The 19,882-nt window shown below is 32.7% G+C and carries 17 protein-coding genes; 13 read left to right on the top strand and 4 right to left on the bottom strand.

Annotation, left to right across the window (positions count from 1 at the left end):
• Positions 1 to 487 precede the first annotated feature (487 nt).
• The 6 genes from LQ682_RS02330 (at position 488) to lhgO (ending at position 8,043) form a co-directional block, all read left to right on the top strand.
• Complete coding sequence (locus tag LQ682_RS02330; RefSeq protein WP_016998959.1) at positions 488 to 1,516, top strand: TAXI family TRAP transporter solute-binding subunit; 1,029 nt, start codon at positions 488 to 490, stop codon at positions 1,514 to 1,516.
• Positions 1,506 to 3,431, top strand: coding sequence for a TRAP transporter permease (locus LQ682_RS02335; RefSeq protein WP_016998960.1), 1,926 nt, complete (start codon positions 1,506 to 1,508; stop codon positions 3,429 to 3,431). Before LQ682_RS02330 ends, LQ682_RS02335 begins: the two co-directional genes overlap by 11 nt.
• Entirely contained in the window at positions 3,432 to 4,136 is a 705-nt protein-coding gene (locus LQ682_RS02340; protein ID WP_239723828.1) for a FadR/GntR family transcriptional regulator, read from the top strand.
• Between the two features lie 62 nt (positions 4,137 to 4,198).
• Positions 4,199 to 5,551, top strand: coding sequence for an FAD-binding oxidoreductase (locus LQ682_RS02345; protein WP_256933693.1), 1,353 nt, complete (start codon positions 4,199 to 4,201; stop codon positions 5,549 to 5,551).
• Positions 5,544 to 6,830: a (Fe-S)-binding protein gene (locus tag LQ682_RS02350; protein WP_016998962.1), complete on the top strand. Its 1,287-nt coding sequence runs from the start codon at positions 5,544 to 5,546 to the stop codon at positions 6,828 to 6,830. Before LQ682_RS02345 ends, LQ682_RS02350 begins: the two co-directional genes overlap by 8 nt.
• A 10-nt stretch (positions 6,831 to 6,840) precedes the next feature.
• Positions 6,841 to 8,043, top strand: coding sequence for an L-2-hydroxyglutarate oxidase (lhgO, locus tag LQ682_RS02355; RefSeq protein WP_239723829.1), 1,203 nt, complete (start codon positions 6,841 to 6,843; stop codon positions 8,041 to 8,043).
• A gap of 57 nt (positions 8,044 to 8,100) precedes the next feature.
• Here lhgO and LQ682_RS02360 read toward each other — a convergent pair whose 3' ends face one another.
• Positions 8,101 to 9,720: a BCCT family transporter gene (locus tag LQ682_RS02360; protein WP_394877509.1), complete on the bottom strand. Its 1,620-nt coding sequence runs from the start codon at positions 9,718 to 9,720 to the stop codon at positions 8,101 to 8,103.
• Positions 9,721 to 10,093: 373 nt separating this feature from the next.
• On the opposite strand from LQ682_RS02360, the gene LQ682_RS02365 reads away from it, so the two are divergent.
• A complete protein-coding gene (locus LQ682_RS02365) occupies positions 10,094 to 11,431 on the top strand; it encodes a hypothetical protein (RefSeq protein WP_239723830.1) in 1,338 nt (445 codons plus the stop codon).
• Between the two features lie 80 nt (positions 11,432 to 11,511).
• Here LQ682_RS02365 and LQ682_RS02370 read toward each other — a convergent pair whose 3' ends face one another.
• Both LQ682_RS02370 and LQ682_RS02375 read right to left on the bottom strand, forming a co-directional pair.
• Positions 11,512 to 11,904 carry a type II toxin-antitoxin system death-on-curing family toxin gene (locus LQ682_RS02370; RefSeq protein ID WP_218729532.1) on the bottom strand — a complete coding sequence of 131 codons (393 nt, stop codon included), beginning with the start codon at positions 11,902 to 11,904 and terminating at the stop codon, positions 11,512 to 11,514.
• Entirely contained in the window at positions 11,901 to 12,143 is a 243-nt protein-coding gene (locus LQ682_RS02375; RefSeq protein WP_218729533.1) for an AbrB/MazE/SpoVT family DNA-binding domain-containing protein, read from the bottom strand. The genes LQ682_RS02370 and LQ682_RS02375 overlap by 4 nt, the downstream gene beginning before the upstream one ends.
• A 333-nt stretch (positions 12,144 to 12,476) precedes the next feature.
• Here LQ682_RS02375 and fadH point away from each other — a divergent pair, with 333 nt between their 5' ends.
• From fadH to LQ682_RS02405, 6 genes are all read left to right on the top strand, one after another.
• The gene (gene fadH, locus LQ682_RS02380; protein WP_070045032.1) at positions 12,477 to 13,241 is read left to right on the top strand and encodes a 2,4-dienoyl-CoA reductase; all 765 of its coding nucleotides are present in this window, start codon (positions 12,477 to 12,479) and stop codon (positions 13,239 to 13,241) included.
• A gap of 98 nt (positions 13,242 to 13,339) precedes the next feature.
• Positions 13,340 to 13,852 (top strand): YfiT family bacillithiol transferase, encoded by a 513-nt coding sequence (locus LQ682_RS02385; protein ID WP_016999749.1) that lies wholly within the window; start codon positions 13,340 to 13,342, stop codon positions 13,850 to 13,852.
• Between the two features lie 248 nt (positions 13,853 to 14,100).
• Positions 14,101 to 14,640, top strand: a complete 540-nt coding sequence (locus tag LQ682_RS02390) for a helix-turn-helix domain-containing protein (protein ID WP_016999748.1) — start codon at positions 14,101 to 14,103, stop codon at positions 14,638 to 14,640.
• Between the two features lie 19 nt (positions 14,641 to 14,659).
• Positions 14,660 to 16,708 carry a hydantoinase/oxoprolinase family protein gene (locus tag LQ682_RS02395; RefSeq protein WP_064211374.1) on the top strand — a complete coding sequence of 683 codons (2,049 nt, stop codon included), beginning with the start codon at positions 14,660 to 14,662 and terminating at the stop codon, positions 16,706 to 16,708.
• Positions 16,698 to 18,371 carry a hydantoinase B/oxoprolinase family protein gene (locus LQ682_RS02400; protein ID WP_103268966.1) on the top strand — a complete coding sequence of 558 codons (1,674 nt, stop codon included), beginning with the start codon at positions 16,698 to 16,700 and terminating at the stop codon, positions 18,369 to 18,371. The genes LQ682_RS02395 and LQ682_RS02400 overlap by 11 nt, the downstream gene beginning before the upstream one ends.
• A 20-nt stretch (positions 18,372 to 18,391) precedes the next feature.
• Positions 18,392 to 18,679: a hypothetical protein gene (locus tag LQ682_RS02405; RefSeq protein WP_345773117.1), complete on the top strand. Its 288-nt coding sequence runs from the start codon at positions 18,392 to 18,394 to the stop codon at positions 18,677 to 18,679.
• A 78-nt stretch (positions 18,680 to 18,757) separates the two neighbouring features.
• Here the strand turns inward: LQ682_RS02405 and trhO are convergent, their stop codons facing one another.
• On the bottom strand, positions 18,758 to 19,705 hold the full coding sequence (gene trhO / locus LQ682_RS02410; protein ID WP_016999734.1) for an oxygen-dependent tRNA uridine(34) hydroxylase TrhO: 948 nt from the start codon (positions 19,703 to 19,705) through the stop codon (positions 18,758 to 18,760).
• Positions 19,706 to 19,882: the final 177 nt, after the last annotated feature.

Genomic DNA, 19,882 nt, shown 5'->3' on the forward strand with positions numbered 1-19,882 from the left:
AAAATTAAAAAAGGAAATCATCAACCCAACTGATGATTTCCTCTTTTTTATAATGTTAAAAGAAAAGCTAGTTATTAAGCGAATTTGTTAATGATAGTCTTAATAATATCTACAATTCCACCTACGATTTCAGCGATACCCATTTGAAGGACCTCCTTTTCTTTTTGAATTAACTTTAGTATAAACGTAAAAATTGAAAATTTGTCATATTTTCCCTAATTGAATAAAAATAATTCCTAACTGTATTTATTTGCCTATTATTGTACAAATAGGCAGCGAGAGCGTTGATATGGTTGTTTAATGCAAATATTTAAAAGAAAATAAAAAGAAAAATTTATAATTCAACTCATATAATAATGGGGTTAACACCATCTATTTATACAATTAATTGAAAAAATATTCAGAAATATGTTGAAAAATGTAACTCTGAAATATAAACTTGTAATACAAGTGAAAGCGCTTTATTTATAATTAGGGGGGATATAGTATGAAGTTTCGCTTGATCAGTTTACTAGTATGTTTAGTTGTTATATTGGCAGGTTGTAATTTTGAGAAAAAGAAAACATATAACATTGCGACAGCGTCAACAGGGGGTACCTATTATCCTATAGGTGTTGGCATGGGACAGTTATGGACTAAGCATTATCGAAGTCAAAATACTAAATTTAATGGTCAATCTTCTGCAGGTTCTGTAGAAAATATTGATTTAATGAAAAAGAATGAAGCTGACTTTTCAATTTTACAAGGTTTGATTTCTACTCAAGCATCTCAAGGAACAGGAATTTATAAAGGAGAAAAGTATGATTCCTTACGTTCAATGAGCATGATTTGGCCTAATGTTGAACATTTTGTATTAAAAAATAGCGAAGTGGAAACTGGCACAATTGCTGATATTAAAGGAAGTTCTTTCTCAGTAGGTCCTAGAGCCAGTGGTACTGAACAATCAACTTTAATGATGATGAAAGGTATTGGCCAATCAAAAAAAGATATATCTCCTGAATATTTGGGATATGAAGAAACGATTTCTTCTATGAGAGATGGCAGGCTTGATGGAGGTTCGTTACCTGCAGGTGTACCTGTATCATCGATTACTGATATGTATGCTTCAGGGGTAAATGCTACTATTTTAGAAGTGACAGATAAGCAAATGGAACAAATTAACAGTCAAGTGGATACTTGGTATCGCTATACAATAAAAAAAGGAACATATCCTAAGCAAAAGAAGGATATTCAAACAATTGCACAACCTAATATTTTAGTTACGACTAAAGAAATGGACGCAGACATGGTTTATAATTTAACTAAAATGTTGCACGAAAATCGAGATTTTATGATTGATGTACATAACTCTGCGAAAGAAATGAAGTTGGAAACTGCACTAAATGGTTTAAATACTCCATTGCATGAAGGTGCATACCGTTATTATAAAGAAAAAGGTCTCAAAATTGATGATCGATTAATCCCTGAAGAAGTTAAAGAAAAAGAAAGCAAAGGGGGTCATCAAGATGAAAAATAAACCAGAAAAAGAAATCGTAGATTCTGTTAGAGAATTAAAAGGTGGTAGTAAATACATCCTAAATGGTTTGGCTATAATTTTATCTTTATTTGTGTTAGCAGCTTCAAGTTTCTTAAATCTGCAAACATTTCATCAAAATTCAATATTTTTATTATTGATAGTGTTATTAGGTTTTTTATTATATCCGTTGAATAAAAGAGGTATTGATAAACATCATCCTTCTATTATAGATATTGGATTTATAATTTTAGCGTTACTTGGAATTGGATATATCATTCTAAATTATAATACGTTACATGTTGACCGAGCATCACATGCAAATACAACAGATTATATTTTTGCAGTTATAGCTATTATCGTATTATTCGAAATAACAAGAAGAACAATAGGTATTTTTATTCCTTTATTAAGTATATTTGCAATAATTTATGCTTTGTATGGTAATTATTTTCCTATTGATTTTGCACATTCTGGCTTTAGTTTAAATCGACTTTTATATCGATTTTATATGACAACTGAAGGTATATTTGGTAGTACTTTATCCATTGCTGCTACATATATTATGTTATTCATCTTATTTGGAGCATTTTTGGGTGTTAGTGGCGCAAGCAAGTTATTTAATGATTTGGCTTTAGCTATTGCAGGTCAACGCCGTGGAGGACCTGCACAAGTTGCGGTCATATCTAGTGCCTTAACTGGATCATTAAACGGTAGTGCCGTTGCCAACGTGGCAACAACTGGATCGTTTACAATTCCATTAATGAAAAATATAGGCCTTACTCCTCGATTCGCTGGTGGAGTTGAAGCGGCAGCTTCAACTGGAGGTATGATTATGCCACCAATTATGGGAGCAGCTGCATTTATAATGGCCGGATTTTTAGGTGTTCCTTATACAACGATTGTATTAGCTGGTATTATCCCTGCTGTATTCTATTATATTGCTTTAATATGGGCAATTGATACAGAAGCTAAAAAGAAAGGTTTAAAAGGAGTTAGTAAAGAAAATATCCCTTTAGTACGTAAAGTATTAAAAGAAAGAGGCGCATTATTATTACCTATTATTGTAGTTATTGTAGCTCTGTTAATCGGTAAGACAGCTATATTTGCAGGATTCGCCGGAATAATTTCTTCGATTATCGCTTCTTACTGTACAACAGATAAGACAAATCGGGTAACGCCAAAAAGTTTCTTAGAGGCTCTAATAGACGGAGCCAAAGGTTCTATTCAAGTTGCTTTAGCTTGTGCTTCTGTAGGAATAGTGATTGCAACAGTTGGTATGACTGGTGTTGGCTCTATGCTGGCTTACAATGTTATTGATATAGCAGGCGGTCATTTAATAGTTATATTAATTATGGTAATGGTAACTTGTATAGTCTTGAGTTTTGGTTTACCTTCAACAGCTCTTTATATTGTCGTGGCTGTTACAGTAGCTCCGTCATTAGTACAAGCAGGTGTAGAACCTCTAGCAGCACACTTCTTTGTATTTTATTTTGGAGCGATGTCAAACGTAACACCACCTGTAGCACTTGCTGCTTATACTGGAGCTGGTATTGCAAAAGCAGATCCTGTAAAAACATCTTGGACTGCATTAAGATTAGCGTTACCAGGATTTATAATTCCATTTTTACTTGTATATCACCCAGAGTTGTTACTAAATGATGCAACTACAGGCGGTTTAAATTATGGCCAATTAATAGTGACAATTTTAATTTCATTAGTAGGTATTTATGCGTTAGTTACTGGTATGGGAAATTATTTATTTACGAAGTTGAATATATTAGAAAGAATTTTATTTATTGTATTTGCAGTAATGTTAATATTCCCTGAAATTATAACAAGTATTGTAGGGATTATTGGAGTTATATTATTGATGAGTGTTCATTATATTAAATTCAGGAAAGTAGGCGTAACATAAATGAAAAATGCTAGCTCAAAACGTTTATCAGAAGTCATCTTTAATAAATTAGTAGAAAGAATTAAAAATGACAAATATAAAGTTGGTGATAAATTACCTTCAGAGTCAGTATTAGCTAAAGAATTTGAAGTGAGTAGATATCCTATAAGAGAAGCACTGAGTAAACTAGCTTCAGCCGGATATATTGAATCATTTCAAGGCAAAGGTAGCTTTGTTATTAATCATGACGTTTCTGATACGTTTAGGCAGCATGCTTATGGTAGATTCTCAGAGAAAGATTTGCTTGATATTTTAGAAATGAGAACAATTATAGAAGCTGAAGCAGCAGGTATTTGTGCACTTAGAAGAACTGAAGAAGATATGCAATTAATAGAAGATGCTTTTCATGAATATATAGAAACACATCAAGATGAATATGCTTTAGGCATAGATCCTGATTATAATTTCCATAAATGTATTGTTCAAAGTACTAAGAATCAATATATAATCAAAACATTTGAAAATTTACAGGATATTCATGTAAATGCTTTATCATATTCATTAAAGTTAAATATAGGTATGCTTGAAAAAAGAGAGAGTGTAATTCATGAACATGAAATGATATATCAGGCTATAAAAAATCAAGACGAATACAATGCAAAAAAGGCTATGAAAGAACATTTAGTTACAATGCGCAAAAAATTGGGAGATAAAAGGTGTAGGTGATAAATGTGAAAAGCAAGGAGATTGAACAGAGATTAAGAGAAATTTTCGCGGACAGATTACTTATGGATGTTTCAGATCTTGTTTCTTATGGTTTTGATGCATCGTTCGGTCAATATATGCCGGATTATGTAGTTCAAGTGTTATCTACGGAAGATGTCCAAAATGTAGTGAAATTAGCAGATGAATATATCATTCCTATTTATGCTAGAGGTGCAAGCACAAGTTTGTCAGGGGGAGCTTTGCCAGTTAAAGGTGGTATAGTAGTTGATTTTTCTCAGTGGAATGATGAATTTGAAATATATCCTGATGATTTAATCATAAAGACAAGGCCTGGTGTGATTACAGGAAAAATACATGCTTTAGCAGAAAAGCATAATTTAATGTATCCACCAGATCCTTCTTCTTCAGTGGTATGCACAATTGGTGGTAATTTAGCTGAGAATGCTGGAGGTCCACGTGGTATAAAATATGGTGTAACAAAAGATTATGTTATTGGATTAGAAGTTGTTATGCCAGATGGAGAAGTTATACGCACTGGTGGCCAAACGATTAAAAATGTCACAGGATATGATTTAACAAAATTGTTAATAGGTTCAGAAGGTACACTAGGTATTATTACTGAAGCTACGTTACGCTTAATACCTAAGCCTTTAGCTACAAAAACAGCGATGGTTATATTTGATGATTTATACACAGCAGGAAAGTCTATATCCAAAATATTAACATCAGGTGTCAGACCTTCGAAAATGGAAATTTTAGATCATAATGCATTAAATAAAGTTGAAGACTATGCAGGATTAGATTTGCCTAGAGATGCAGCAGCTATATTATTAATTGAAGTCGATGGTAATCCAGAGAATTTAGGTGATGAATTGGATACTATCAAAAAAGCATTAAAAGAAATAGATGTTGAAAATGTTGAAATTGCTGAATCTAAAGAAGCAGAAGATAAATTATGGCAAGTTAGAAAACTTGTCTCACCTGCAGTAGTTGAAAGTGGTTATACGAAAATTTCAGAAGATGCAACAGTACCATTAAGTAAAATTCCGGAAATGTTTAAGAAAATCGATGAGATTAAAACTAAATATGATTTAAATATCGTTGTATTTGGACATGCAGGTGATGGTAATTTACATCCGACAATTAATACAAATATGCGAGATGAAAATGAAGTACGTAAGACAGAAGATGCTGTGGAAGAAATTTTTAATTATGCGATTGAATTAGGTGGAACGCTCTCGGGGGAACATGGTATTGGCGTCATGAAAAAAGCGTTTATCAAAAAAGAAATGGGTGAAGCGGGGGTACGTTATCAACAAATGATTAAAAAAGCATTAGACCCTAAGAATATTCTTAACCCTGGAAAGATATTTCCTGAAAAGGGAGAAGAAAGGTTAGTGTTGCGAAATGAATAATACATTAGTGGACAAATTAGATTATCAAGCAACGTTTGACTGTGTTCAATGTGGATATTGCTTACCAGTATGTCCAACTTATATAGCTTTTGAAAAGGAGAAACATTCTCCGCGTGGACGTATTAATCTGGTGAAAATGGCTGCTGAAGGTAAGGTCTCAATCGGAGATATGAGTGAAGGTATTGATCTATGCTTAGGTTGTCGAGCATGTGAAACAGTATGTCCAACAAATGTTCAATACGGAGATATATTAATGTCAGCAGTTGAAGTCATAAAAGAAGATAAAAAGATGGGCTTAAGTGAAAAGTTAGCTCGAAATGTAACGTTCAAACATATTTTACCTAAAAAAGGTGTCATTCGAAAAATAAATTATGCATTATATTACTATGAGAAGCTAGGTGCTAAAAACTTAATAAACAAAAATCATCTTTTAGGAAAAGAAACAAAGTATGGTAAGTTAAATTTAGCTTTACCCGATGTGAAAAAAACACGTAAAATCCATGATAATGAAAAAGTAAATAAAACTAAGACACAAACAAAAACACAAGTTGCCTTTTTCCAAGGGTGTATTATGGATGCCTTTTTCTCTAGAATCAATAACTTAGCAATTAAAATTATGAAACAACATGATATAGAAGTTCATGAAGTACCAAATCAAACTTGTTGTGGTGCTTTACAACATCATGCAGGTGAAACAAATGATACTATCGAATTGGCTAAAAAGAATATAGCAGCATATGCCGATACCGATATAGATTATATCGTTAATACGATTGGAGGCTGTGGTGCATCGCTTAAAGAATATGACAAGTTATTTAAAAAAGGCAGCTATTGGCATCAAAGAGCAGTAAAATTTGTTAAAAAAGTAAGGGATATTTCAGAAATAATGGATGATTTATCATTAGAATTTAATTATAAAATGCCATACAAAGCTGTATATCAACCATCTTGTCATTTAGAAAATGTACAAAAAGTATTTAAATCACCAAAAAGCGTCTTAGGTAAGGTACCTGACCTTGATATGGTAGATATGGAAGGACAATCATTATGCTGTGGTTCGGCTGGTATTTATAATATTATACATTTTGATGAATCTATGAAAATTTTGGATGATAAAATGGAATATGTTCAACAAGCAAAGCCTAATATGATTATCACTTCAAATCCCGGTTGTCATATGCAAATGCAATTAGGAGTAGAAAGAGAAGGGTTAAGCAATCAAGTAACTGTCAAACATATAGTTGAAGTCGTAGCAGAAGCATGCGGTATACGTGATTAGGAGGAATTATATGCAAAGGGATGTAATAATTATAGGTGGCGGTATTATAGGTTTTAGTACAGCTTATCATTTGAAACTTCAAAATCCTGACTTGGATGTTCTTTTACTAGAGAAAGAAAATAATCTTGCTGAACATCAAACAGGTCACAATAGTGGCGTTATCCATTCCGGCATTTATTATAAGCCTGGTTCTCATAAAGCAGAATTTAGTAAAAAGGGTTCACAATCTATGATTCATTTCTGCAGAGAATACAATATTCCTTACAATCAATGTGGCAAAGTAATTGTTGCAACTGATGAAAATGAGTTAGATAGACTAAGAGCGCTTTATGAAAGAGGATTACAAAATGGACTTCAAGTGACGTTATTAAATGCTGAAGAAGTAAACCAAATAGAACCTTATGTTCAAACAGTTGGGGGTATAAAAGTTCAAGAAACCGCGATAGTAAACTATAAAAAGGTGACTGAACAATTCAAATTATTATTTGAAGAATTAGGCGGCGAAATCAATTTTAATACTCCAGTTACATCGATAAAAACATCTGAGGATAAAATTGTACTTAATAGTTATGAGCAACAATTCAAATCAAAAAGCATTATAAATTGTGCTGGATTATATAGTGATAAAATTGCTAGGATGAGTGGCGTAAATACAGATATTCAAATTATTCCGTTTAGAGGAGAGTATTATCAACTTAATGAATCTAAAGAGAAGTATGTTCAAACATTAATATATCCTGTTCCAGATCCTGAGTTACCATTTTTAGGCGTGCATTTTACAAATATGATAGATGGCGGGGTAGATGTCGGACCTAATGCTGTATTAGGTCTTAGAAAAGAAGCTTATAAAAAAATTGGATTAGATAAATCAGAAACATTAGAGATTTTAAAATTTCCTGGGTTATATAAGATGGGTATAAAAAATATTAAAGAAGCACTTGGAGAATATTATCGATCATTTAATAAACGTGCTTTCGTTAACAATGCACAAAAACTTATTCCATCGTTAAGAAAGGAAGATATTGAACCGATTGAAGCGGGCGTAAGAGCCCAAGCTATGTTAAGCGATGGAACGTTGCTAGATGATTTTGTGTTTGAGAAAGGTAAGCATTCATTACATGTATTAAATGCACCATCACCAGCAGCAACATGCTCGATTGAAATAGGAAAAGCTATTTCAAAAGAATTTGAACAATTATCGATTTTGAAATAGTTGTTATATAAAAAGCTCTTCACTAGTCTGTATACTAATGAAGAGCTTTTCTTATTATTATCTATCTTGTTTTCTTTCGTTTTTAATTAAGTTTAATAGTTCTTGATCTGAGAGGTTTGCTAGTTTTTGACTTTCTCGGGTTCTTTTTGGCGTTAATGTAAGACCGAGGAATTTACGTTCTCTGTTTGCGTCTTTATAGAAACTAATCATCATAAATATAATAATAACCGAGAACGGCAATGCGGTTATTATGGCGGTGTTCTGTAATGCGTTTAGTCCGTTATCTCCGCCAGTGAATAATAGTATAAACGCGATTAGTGATTGTGCGACACCCCAAACGATTTTTATAAATGAGCTTGGGTTTAATGAACCTCGTGTCGTTAACATTCCTAATACGAATGTTGCAGAGTCTGCTGATGTAATAAAGAATGTTGCGATTAATGCTAGTGTAATAATAGATAGTATTAATCCTAATGGCATTTCATTAAATACACCAAACAATGCTGTTTCTGGTGGCATATCGAAAATTGCTGGATGTTTCTTAGCAGTTTCAATACCTAGTACACCAAATACACTGAACCATATGAAACTGATAAGAACAGGTACAAGCATAACGCCACCGATGAATTCACGTACTGTACGTCCTCTTGATACACGTGCTATAAACACCCCAACGAATGGACTCCAACTTATCCACCAAGCTAATTGGAAGAATGTCCAATCAGACATCCAATCTGCTTTTTGTGAATTAAACATACCTGTGTCGAAACTGTTTTGTAGGAATGTTTGTAAGAAGTTACCTGTTGTAGTTGTAAATGCATTTAACATAAGTATTGATGGTCCGATAATAAGTACAGCGATTAATAATAAACCTGCAATACTAATGTTTACGTTACTTAAAATTTGAATTCCTTTATTTAATCCTGACCAAGCACTTGTTAAGAATAAAATCGTTACAATAATAATGATAATAGATTGTATGGCAATATTATTTGGTACGCCGAATAAATAATTTAAACCACCGTTAATTTGTAACGCACCCATACCAAGTGATACGGCTACACCACCGATAGTAGCGATAACAGATAATACGTCAATCACAATACCTAGTGGTCCATCTACATATCTTCCGAATACAGGACGTAATGTTTTTGAAATTAATCCCGGTTCGTCTTTTCTAAATTGGAAATATGCTAATGCTAGAGCTACTACACCATAAACGCCCCATGCATGGAAGCCCCAATCGAAGAATACTGATTGTAACGCTTCTGCATAAGCTGCAGTAGTTTTAGGATCTGCTTTTGGAGGTGCAGCGAAGTGAGCAATAGGTTCAGCTGCTCCCCAGAATACTAACCCGATCCCCATACCAGCACTGAATAGCATAGCGAACCATGAAACAGTATTAAATTCTGGTTTTTCATGAGGTTTCCCTAATTTTAATTTCCCTATTGGACTTAGCATTAAGAAAATACAAAAGAAAATCATGGCTATTACAACAATCATGTAATACCAGCCAAGTGTTTCAGTTATCCAGGCAGTGGCTTTATCACCAATGTCATTAAATTTAACTGGAAAAATTGCGCCTAGTAAAACGATTATAGCAACAATTACGGAACTGATTGTAAATACTAGCGAATAACCTTTTTTAGGCTTATTTTCGTTCAATTGAGATTCCATAAGTAAAATAAACCTCCTCGTTTATTAGTATTAAAAACAACGCCTAATACTTTAACAAAGATGATTAGAATTTTCAAATTGTATTTTAATAAAATATAAATTAGTAAATATTTACAAAACAAAACAAACGTGTTATTGTTTGGATATCTACTCAAAGTAGAATTACAAACTCATAAAACTAGGTATTAGAGTACCTATTCCCAAAGATAAGCTGAGGCATTTATAAATGTCTCAGCTTCTTTTTTTATCATCGATTCTCCTAAAACATATCTTTAATAATTTTTAAATATTATGATTTATACATTTCATAACCATTATCTTTGTTACAATAGATATGAATATTTTCTAATAATTAAAAAAGGGGATGCCTTTTATGAAAAAAATATTTTATTTTGGAATTGTATTAGTGTCATCAGTAACAATTGCAGGTTGTAGTATTAGTATAGGTAATGAACCTGAGAATAAAGACTCAAGTAACAATGAACAAAAAAGCGAACAAAAGAATCAAAATGCACAAGATAGTAACAGCAATAATGAAACTTCTAAATCGAATTCAGATAAAGAAGTAACTAACATTTCAGAAACACAAAGTGTTGCGATGACTTTGTTAGAACCTGAAATAGATTCTGAAGTCATAACTGCAGATGAATTATTATCTGGCAGCTATACACAAAAAACTGGAGCTGGTGAAGAAATAAAACATTCTGTAGATAAAGTAGAATTATCGGAAAGTCCAGAATTAGGAAAAATGAAAAATAAACCTGATGGTATGAAGTTCTATGGAATGTCACCTTCTAAAGGTAGTTACGCAACAATAGTTGGTATAAATAAAGATCAAGTTGTTTACATATATACCCAATCTCCTATTTCAGATTATAACGATGTGAAAGATAGTGAGACATTCGCAAGTTTTAATATTGCCGATTTATATAATAATCATAAAGATAACAGTAAAATTTCAGAGCTAGAAAATAAAATTAAATATGGAGAAAGCTTGGAGACAAAGAATGACAGTAGTACATCTCAAGAAGATACGAATAGTGATGAATATTATGCCCAAGTATGGCTGACAGCTTTACCAAGCTATAGAGATTCAGACAATTCTAGCGGCATGAAACCAGAACTAAGCCATGATTCAATAGAAGGCGAATATTTAAATCCATACAACAAAGAGCATACTATCAAATATCCTAAAGGGGTACAACGATTGGCAGGTACGCCTACAGCTGCTGGGCAAGTAGTTTATAAAAATAATAATGATGGTACTATTTCAATTTATGATGTGCCATCACACTTCCATGATAAAAAATGGTTGGAAGATGATGATTGGTCACAAAAAGAATCTGAAAGCATTATAAACAACCCGAAAGTTGTGAAATTATATGATGCATCAGATGAAGAAATAGAAAGAGTAGTAGAAATGTTTGATGGTACAACTAAAGAAGAAAATAAATCCAATGATATGGATGAAGACGATGAAAATGAAGAAGTTACGCGAGACAATGTGATAGATAAAGTAGAATCTTATGAAGGAGAAGAGTTAGATACCGACAAATATACATTTAAAGAACCAGAAAAAAATGATGACGGAGAATGGGGCTTTTCATTCTTAGATAAAGACGGTAACTTAGCAGGTTCTTATATTATTGACGAAGACGGTGTCGTTACAGAATACGATGAAGATGGCGAAGAAGTAGGTTCAGGAGAATAAATTAAAAACACCTTCGTATAATTCATATTAAAATGAATTGTGCAAAGGTGTTTTTCTATGAGAATATTTCTTCAGTAAACTTACTTTATTTTTATGTGCTTTAAGATCCATTGTTCAATATCATCTTCTTGTAGATCATGTGTTGCTATCATAACAGTAAAATCTATAGCTTCTTTTGTATTAACTTCTAACTCATAACCATTTAAGTTTAAAAAGATATTTAAACACATAAATGCGGTTCTTTTATTTCCATTATAAAACACGTGTTTTTTCACAAGATTTCTAAATAAGTTGCTCGCTTTCAACGCAAGTGTTGGATATTGTTCTATACCAAATACATATTGTTTCAGTGCATTTACTAACATATTTAGAGCAGTTGCATCGACTACGCCTATAGGCTCTTTAGGGCTATACTTTTGAATAACATAGATATTAAATGTAATAATTTCTTTCTCGGTTAAATATCTAATCATCTATCAACTAACCCTTTGAAGACATCATCATACTTATTGCTAATTTCATCTGCTAATTTCAATATATCATCGTGTTCATTGATTGATTTACTTGGTTTTAACCAAATTTTATTATCTTCTTCAATAAATTCAACTGCGTCTCCTTCATGAATGTTAATAGCTTCCATAACATTTTTAGGAATGGTAATTACTCTACTATTTCCTACTTTTCTTATTTTTTTTACATTCAATATCTCCATAATATTCACTCCCAACATAAAAGTATATACATGTATATACTTTTATGTTACCAGTTTTCTTGAACTTTTCAATTATGTCGTATTAATTATTTTTTTAACTTATCTTTTTCTAATGTTTATTTGTGTTTCACTTCGGATATCGACTAAACTAATGGCTCCATTTTATTCTTTTAATTATAGAAGAAGACATTCTTGAGGTTATAAAAGAGTGTCTTCTGTTTTTTAATATACTGCTATAATGAATTACAATTGTTCTTTCTGAAAACATGTTGTACACTTATATGTAAGCGCTTACTATAAGAATTATATTTTGTATTACTAAGGAGAGTATATATGAAAGATAAAGTGATTATTGTAACAGGTGGCAGTAGTGGAATGGGAAAAGGGATGGCGAAAAGATTCGCTGAAGAAGGTGCAAAAGTCGTTATTACAGGTCGTAAATTAGAAAATCTCGAGAAGACAAAGCAAGAGATTGAGCAGTATGAAGGCCAAATCCTTTGTATAGATATGGATGTTAGAGACCCAGAAAGAGTTCAATATACAGTTGATGAAACAGTTAAGACTTTTGGGAAAATAGATGGACTAGTTAATAACGCAGCTGGAAACTTTTTATGTGCAGCTGAAGATTTGTCGATTAATGGGTGGAATTCCGTTATAGATATTGTGCTAAATGGCACATGGTATTGTTCTCAAGCTGTAGGCAAAGAATGGATTAAAACTGGGCATAAAGGCCGCATCATCAATATGGTTGCAACATATTCATGGGGTGCAGGTGCTGGTGTTATCCATTCGGCCAGCGCAAAAGCAGGTGTGCTCGCTATGACAAGAACACTTGCAGTGGAATGGGGAACTAAATATGGCATCACAGTAAATGCAATTGCACCGGGTCCTATTGAAAATACAGGTGGCTCTAAAAAGTTATCACTTTCAGAAGAAGCACGACAACAATCACTGAATAGTGTACCTTTAAAAAGATTTGGGCAAACTGAAGAAATTGCTGGATTAGCACGTTATATTTTTTCTGATGAAGCGGGTTATATAAATGGAGCTTGTATGACGATGGATGGCGGACAGTGGCTAAATAAAAATCCATTTTAATATGGTTCTATTTATGACACTACGTTTAAATTCTTTAAAATAGAGAATATTAGTAGTGTAATCAAAATGTTTCATATAAAAAGAGAAAGGTGATAAAGATGGATGCAAGGTTTCCAATAGGTGAACTACAGTTTCCAGAACATGTAACATTTGATCATATCCAACAATGGCTGGATGAAATCGGGAATTATTCAAATCGCTTAAGAGAAACGGTAGACGAATTAGACCCTTCAGAATTGAACAAGAAATACAGAGAAGGCAGTTGGACAGTAAGACAACTTGTGCATCATATAGCAGATTCACAGTTGAATATGTATCAACGTTTAAAACTCGCATTAACAGATGATAGAAAGCCAACTGTACCAGCGTTTGACCAACAAAAATGGATAGAAACGCCAGACAATGAATTACCAGTCGAATGTTCAATTAGAATGCTTGAAGGAATGAATGAACGTATTGTAGCAATTGGTAGAAACTTAAGTGAAGAACAATTGAAACGTAAATTTACGCATGAAGATGACGGAGAAACTTCAGTAGCATTTAAAGTAGCGAAATTATCATGGCATGAAGAACACCATTTAGCGCATATTAAATTAGCGTTATCACAATAAATGAAGAAATATAGCAGGCTGGTACAGTTATGTCCTGGCCTGTTCAATAGAAGCTTCAGAATTATTTCAGTGGAAATCATCAGAAGAAGTTATTGAAAATAATATAAATAAAACTAGTCACAGACGGTCTATTTAACCTATGTGGCTAGTTTTTTTATTTAGAATTTTCCGAAAATTCTTTTTATTAAGTATTATTTGTGTTATATTGTTCTGAATTACACTAATACTGTAAAAGGGAGGTTATTTTTATGGAAGAAATCGGGAGTATGATTAAGTATTTTAGAATGAAAGAGGAATTAACACTTAAACAAATGAGTAGTCAAACCGGCTTATCTACAAGTTTTTTATCACAAGTAGAGCGAGGGGAGTCTTCTATAGCGATTACTTCTTTGAATAAAATAGCGGATGCTTTGAATGTTGATATTACTTCATTTTTTAAACCTAAAATTGAAACGAATTTTCATGTTATTCCAGATGAAATTGATTCATTTAAGATAAATAGATCTCATCAAAATTTCAAACGTGTTTCTAGTGATTTTGAAAATAGAAAATTAGAGAATTTTATTATTACTATTTATCCAGATGATTGTAGTGAAGTTTCTAGACATGATGGTGAAGAAATGTATTACATTATCGAGGGTGAATTAACGTTTTATCTTGATGATGTTAAGCATATTGTACATGAGGGTGAGATTATTCATTATCCTTCCAGTTTGAATCATTATTATATTAATGAATCTCAAAATCCTGCAGTTATATTAAGTGTAGTTACACCTAAAATATTTTAAATTTGAAAGGAGAATGGAAATGAGAGTTGCAACAGATATTGGCGGTACTTTTACAGATTTGGTTGCATTAGATAACGATGGAAATATTATCGTAGGTAAAGCAGATACAACTCCTAAAAATTTTGAGGCTGGGATATTCAATGTGCTTGAACAAGCTAAAATTAATTTAAAAGACATTGACATGTTTATTCATGGAACAACTATTGTTATTAATGCTTTAACTGAAAAGAAAGGTGTTAAAACTGGTCTTATAACGACTAAAGGTTTTAGAGATGTGTTAGAAATTGCACGTGGTAATAGACCAGATTTATTTAATGTTAGATATAAAAAACCAACTCCAATTGTTGAAAGGCATCTTCGCCGTGAAGTTACGGAACGTCTGAATTATAAAGGTGAAGTTATACAAGAGTTGAATGTTGAGGAAATTGATGAAATTATTCATTATTTTAAGGAAGAAAATGTTGAAGTTATAGCTATTTCATTATTACATAGTTATCTAAATAATGAACATGAAAAGAAAATAGCTCAGTATATTAATAAAAAATACCCTGAATTTTTAACTACTTATTCTACTGAATTGAATAATGAATGGAGAGAATACGAACGTACCTCTACAGCGGTGTTGAATGCTTATGTTAAACCAATTGCTAATGAGTATTTATCTAATTTAGAGAAAAATATTATAGAGAATAGTTCAAGTAGCAGAAATTATGTAATGCAATCAAACGGTGGAACAAGCACTTTTGATCACGCTAAAATAGCGCCCATAAATATGGTAGAGTCTGGTCCAGTTTCAGGTATATTTGGTGCCGCTGTGTTAGGAGAAATGATTGGAGAGAATAATTTAATTGTTTTAGATATAGGTGGTACAACAGCGAAATGTTCATTGATTGAAAACAGTAACGTTAAAGTTACAACTGATTATCATTTGGAAAGAACGAATAATTATGCTGGTTACCCTATGAAAGTACCTGTAGTAGATATTGTTGAAATTGGAAATGGTGGAGGATCTATAGCTTGGTTTGATGAAGGTGGATCTATTAAAGTTGGCCCGAAATCTGCTGGAGCTGAACCTGGACCGATAGCATATGGAAAAGGTGGAATAGAACCAACTACTACTGATGCAAACTTGTTATTAGGAAGGTTAAATATTTCTAATTTTGATACAGATACTAAAATTGAAGAGGTCAAAAAACAATTTCACGAATCAATTACTGATCATTTGGATGTAGAACTAGATGAAGCAGCTATGGGAATTGTTAAAATAGCGAATTCAAACATGCTAAATGCATTAAAGTTAATATCTGTTAGAAAGGGTTATGATCCACGTGATTTCACGATGGTTGCTATAGGTGGAGGAGGACCTATGCATTCTCAAGACTTAGCTCGTGAATTAGGCGTGAAGAAAGTAATAGTTCCCTCTACTTCAAGTGTGTTTGCTTCATGGGGGATGTTAATGTCTGATTTAAGACATGATTATGCTCAAACACATCTTACTAATACTAAAGATTTAAATTACAAAGAAATTAACAATAAATTTGTGGAATTAGTTGATGAAGCAGTTAGTACTTTGAAAAATGAAGATGTAAATAATCAACAAATAGTAGTTACAAAGTTAATGGACTTGAGATATGAAGGGCAAGACCATCCTGTAGAAGTAACAGTGCCATTTGATAAAGTGGATGAAAATAATCTTAATGATATAATCCAAGCATTTCATAAAAAGCACGAACAATTATATACTTATGCACTTGAGGAAAATGGAACTGAAATAGTGAATTTAAAAGTTAGTGTAATAGGTAAAATTGAAAAACCAACAATTAAAGAGATTACTGTACCCAAAGGAGATTCAGTGAAAGAGGAGCGTCAAGTCTACTTTGAGAATGAGGGATGGAAAAAGGTAAAAGTTTATGATAGAGATTATTTAGCAATCGGAGAAAAAATTGAAGGTCCAGCAATTATTGAAGAAAAGTCTACAACAATACCGATTAACTCTAAAGATGCAGTCACTAAAGATTCATATGGAAACTTGATTATTCATATTGGAGGAGATAATTATGAGTTATAAAACTGATCCATTCACATATGAAGTGATAAAAGATTCTTTAATTTCTACTGGTGAAGAAATGTTCATAGCTTTAGCAAGAACTTCAATGAGTCCAATTATATACGAGGTGTTAGATTACGCATGTGGTTTAACTAATAAAAAAGGAGAGCTTGTAACACTTGGTAATGGCGTTACAGGTTTTATAGGTATGTTATCTTTCATGGTAAAAGAAACCTTGAAAACGTATGGAGATGACATTAATGAAGGAGATGTATTTTTAATTAATGATCCATACGAAGGCGGAGGTTCACATTTGTGTGATGTAGGACTTGTTTTACCAATTTTCCAAGATGGTGAACTGGTTGCATTTGTTGCTAATAAAGCACATTGGACAGAAGTAGGTGGAAAAGATACAGGTTCAATGTCTACTAATTCTACTGATGTATATCAAGAGGGACTTCAATTTCCATGCGTGAAATTATATGACAAAGGTGCAGAAAACAAGGCGTTAGTTAAAGTGATTGAATCAAATGTTCGTTTTCCTGAGTTATCAATTGGTGACATGAGAGCGCAAATTGCTTCGCTTAAAACAGGTGAAAAACGTATTCAAGGTTTATGTAAAAAATATACAACGCAATCTATTCTTGAAAGTATGGAGCGATTTTTGGATCAAGGTGAAAAATCTACATTAAATGAAATATCAAAATTACCTCAAGGAATTTATGAAATTGATGAATTAATTGATGATGATGGTATTTCAGATGAACAAATACCAATTAAATTAAAATTAACTATCACAAAAGATGAATTTATTTGTGATTTTAGAGGGTCCTCTAAACAAGTACAAGGTCCAATTAATAGTTCTTATACAGGACTAGTATCGGCAGTTAGGACAATCTTTTTAGCAATTACAAATCCATCCCAAGAAGTAAATGATGGAGCTTTTAGACCATTAAAAATTATTACAGATAAAGGTTCAATCATTTCAGCTCAACGTCCTGCACCAGTTTCTATGTATTGGGAGTCTATGCTATATGGCTCAGAAACAATTTGGAAAGCATTAGCACCAGTTATTCCTGACAGATTAACGGCGGGTCATTTACTGTCTGTATGTGTTGTAATAATGGGAGGAAAACATCCAGATAAAGATGGAAACTTCCTCATTGTTGAACCATCCGTAGGGGGATGGGGTGCTTCTAATAGTTTTGATGGAGATACTGGTCAATTTTGTGTGTCAGATGGAGAAACATTCAATGTACCTGTTGAAATTGCAGAAATTACTTATGGCGTCCAAGTGGAAGAATATAGTATGAGAACAGATGGTAGAGGTGCAGGTGAGTATCGAGGAGGTCCTGGTGTTATTCGAACTTATAAAGCATTAACTGATGGACAATTCTTTACAGGTAGTTTTGGGCATCATAAACAAAACACTTGGGGAGCTGATGGTGGACATGAAGGATCAAATAATGAATTTTTAATAGAGAAATCAAATGGTGAATTAGATGGGCCATTTGGTAAGTATAATCAGTATCCATTAAATAAAGGAGATAAAGTAATATTAAGAACAGCAACCGGTGGAGGGTTTGGCGATCCACATAAAAGAGCTAAAAAGTTGATAGAAAAAGATATCAAAAATGAATATATAACTCTGCAGCAAGCAAAAGAAATTTACAATTATAAATAAGTCATTAATGGAGGGAATCTATGAGTGAAAATAATAGTTTTTCTAAAGCGGATAATCCTTTAGAAAGTGTTCCAAAGTCTCAACGACAACATTGGTCCACTCCTGCAGTCATTTTTGGAGGTTTAGAGTTTACAATACCTGTTCTTATGGTAGGAGCTTCATTAGCGGGATCGTTTAAATTGATTCATGTTGTATGGATTACACTGTTGGCAATGGTTGTATTTCAGTGGATAGGAAATACCATTAGCGGATATATAGGTGCTAAAACAGGAAGACCATCGTTATTGACAGAAGAACGTACAACATAAGTCTCCAGTCTATTACTGCCAATACAAAGAAAGAGTTCGAGACATTAACCAATGTCCCGAACTCTTTATCATTATATTTTAAACTAGTTCTTTAAAGTTTTCTAAGCGCTTTTCTTTTTCTTCGTCGCTAATGTTATGTGCTTTAACATAGCGGTTGTTTTCTTTGCTTGCACATTCGTGTGAGCATGCGCCAAGATATTTCGCTTCATTTTCTTCTGTAACTAAGAATTGTCTGTTACATTCTGGATTGCTACAGTTGATGTATCTTTCGCAAGGTGTACCATCGAACCATTCTTTTCCGACTACTGTTTTTTCTACTTGGTTTACGTCTACGCTAATACGCTCATCGAATACGTACATTTTTCCGTCCCAATATTCGCCTTTAGTTTCTGGATCTTTACCGTAAGTAGCGATGCCACCCTCTAATTGTGCAACATCTTCAAATCCTTCTTTTAATAGGAAACCTGAGAATTTTTCACAACGAATACCGCCTGTACAGTACGTGACAATTTTTTTGTCCATGAATTTTTCTTTATTCTCTTTAATCCAGTCTGGTAAGTCTCTGAATCTTGTGATGTTAGGACGAATTGCGCCACGGAAATGACCTAAGTCATATTCATAGTCATTTCTTGCATCAATTACTATTGTGTCGTCAGATAATAAAGCTTCTTTAAATTCTTTTGGTGATAAATATTCACCAGTTAATTGTTTAGGGTTAACGTCTTCTTCTAAGTCTAATGCAACAATTTCTGGTCTAGGACGAACGTGCATTTTTTTGAAAGTATGCCCTTCAGCTTCATCTATTTTAAATACGATATCTTTGAAGCGTTCATCAGCTTTCATATGTTCCATGTATTGATCAGTTGCTTCTTTAGTACCTGATAAAGTCCCGTTAATACCTTCGTTTGCAACTAAAATACGGCCTTTCAATTCTAAGTCTTTACAAAAATCTAAATGCTCTGCTGAAAAAGTTTCAGGGTCATCGATTGTTGTGTATTTATAAAATAATAATACTCTGTAATCCATTTTCATTCTCCTCTTATATTTTAAATAGTATTATGTGTAAAATTTTTAAGTGTTTATAATTTGTAGTTGTCCCTTTTAAATGAGGGCATATTTTATCCTCATTATATTGTATCAAAAAAGTTGCATATTTCAATTGTTTAATTTTGTAAAATGTTATGAAAGGAGTTTTATTGTAAT

The organism is Mammaliicoccus sp. A-M4 (genome assembly GCF_022386955.1).
GTDB lineage: Bacteria > Bacillota > Bacilli > Staphylococcales > Staphylococcaceae > Mammaliicoccus > Mammaliicoccus lentus.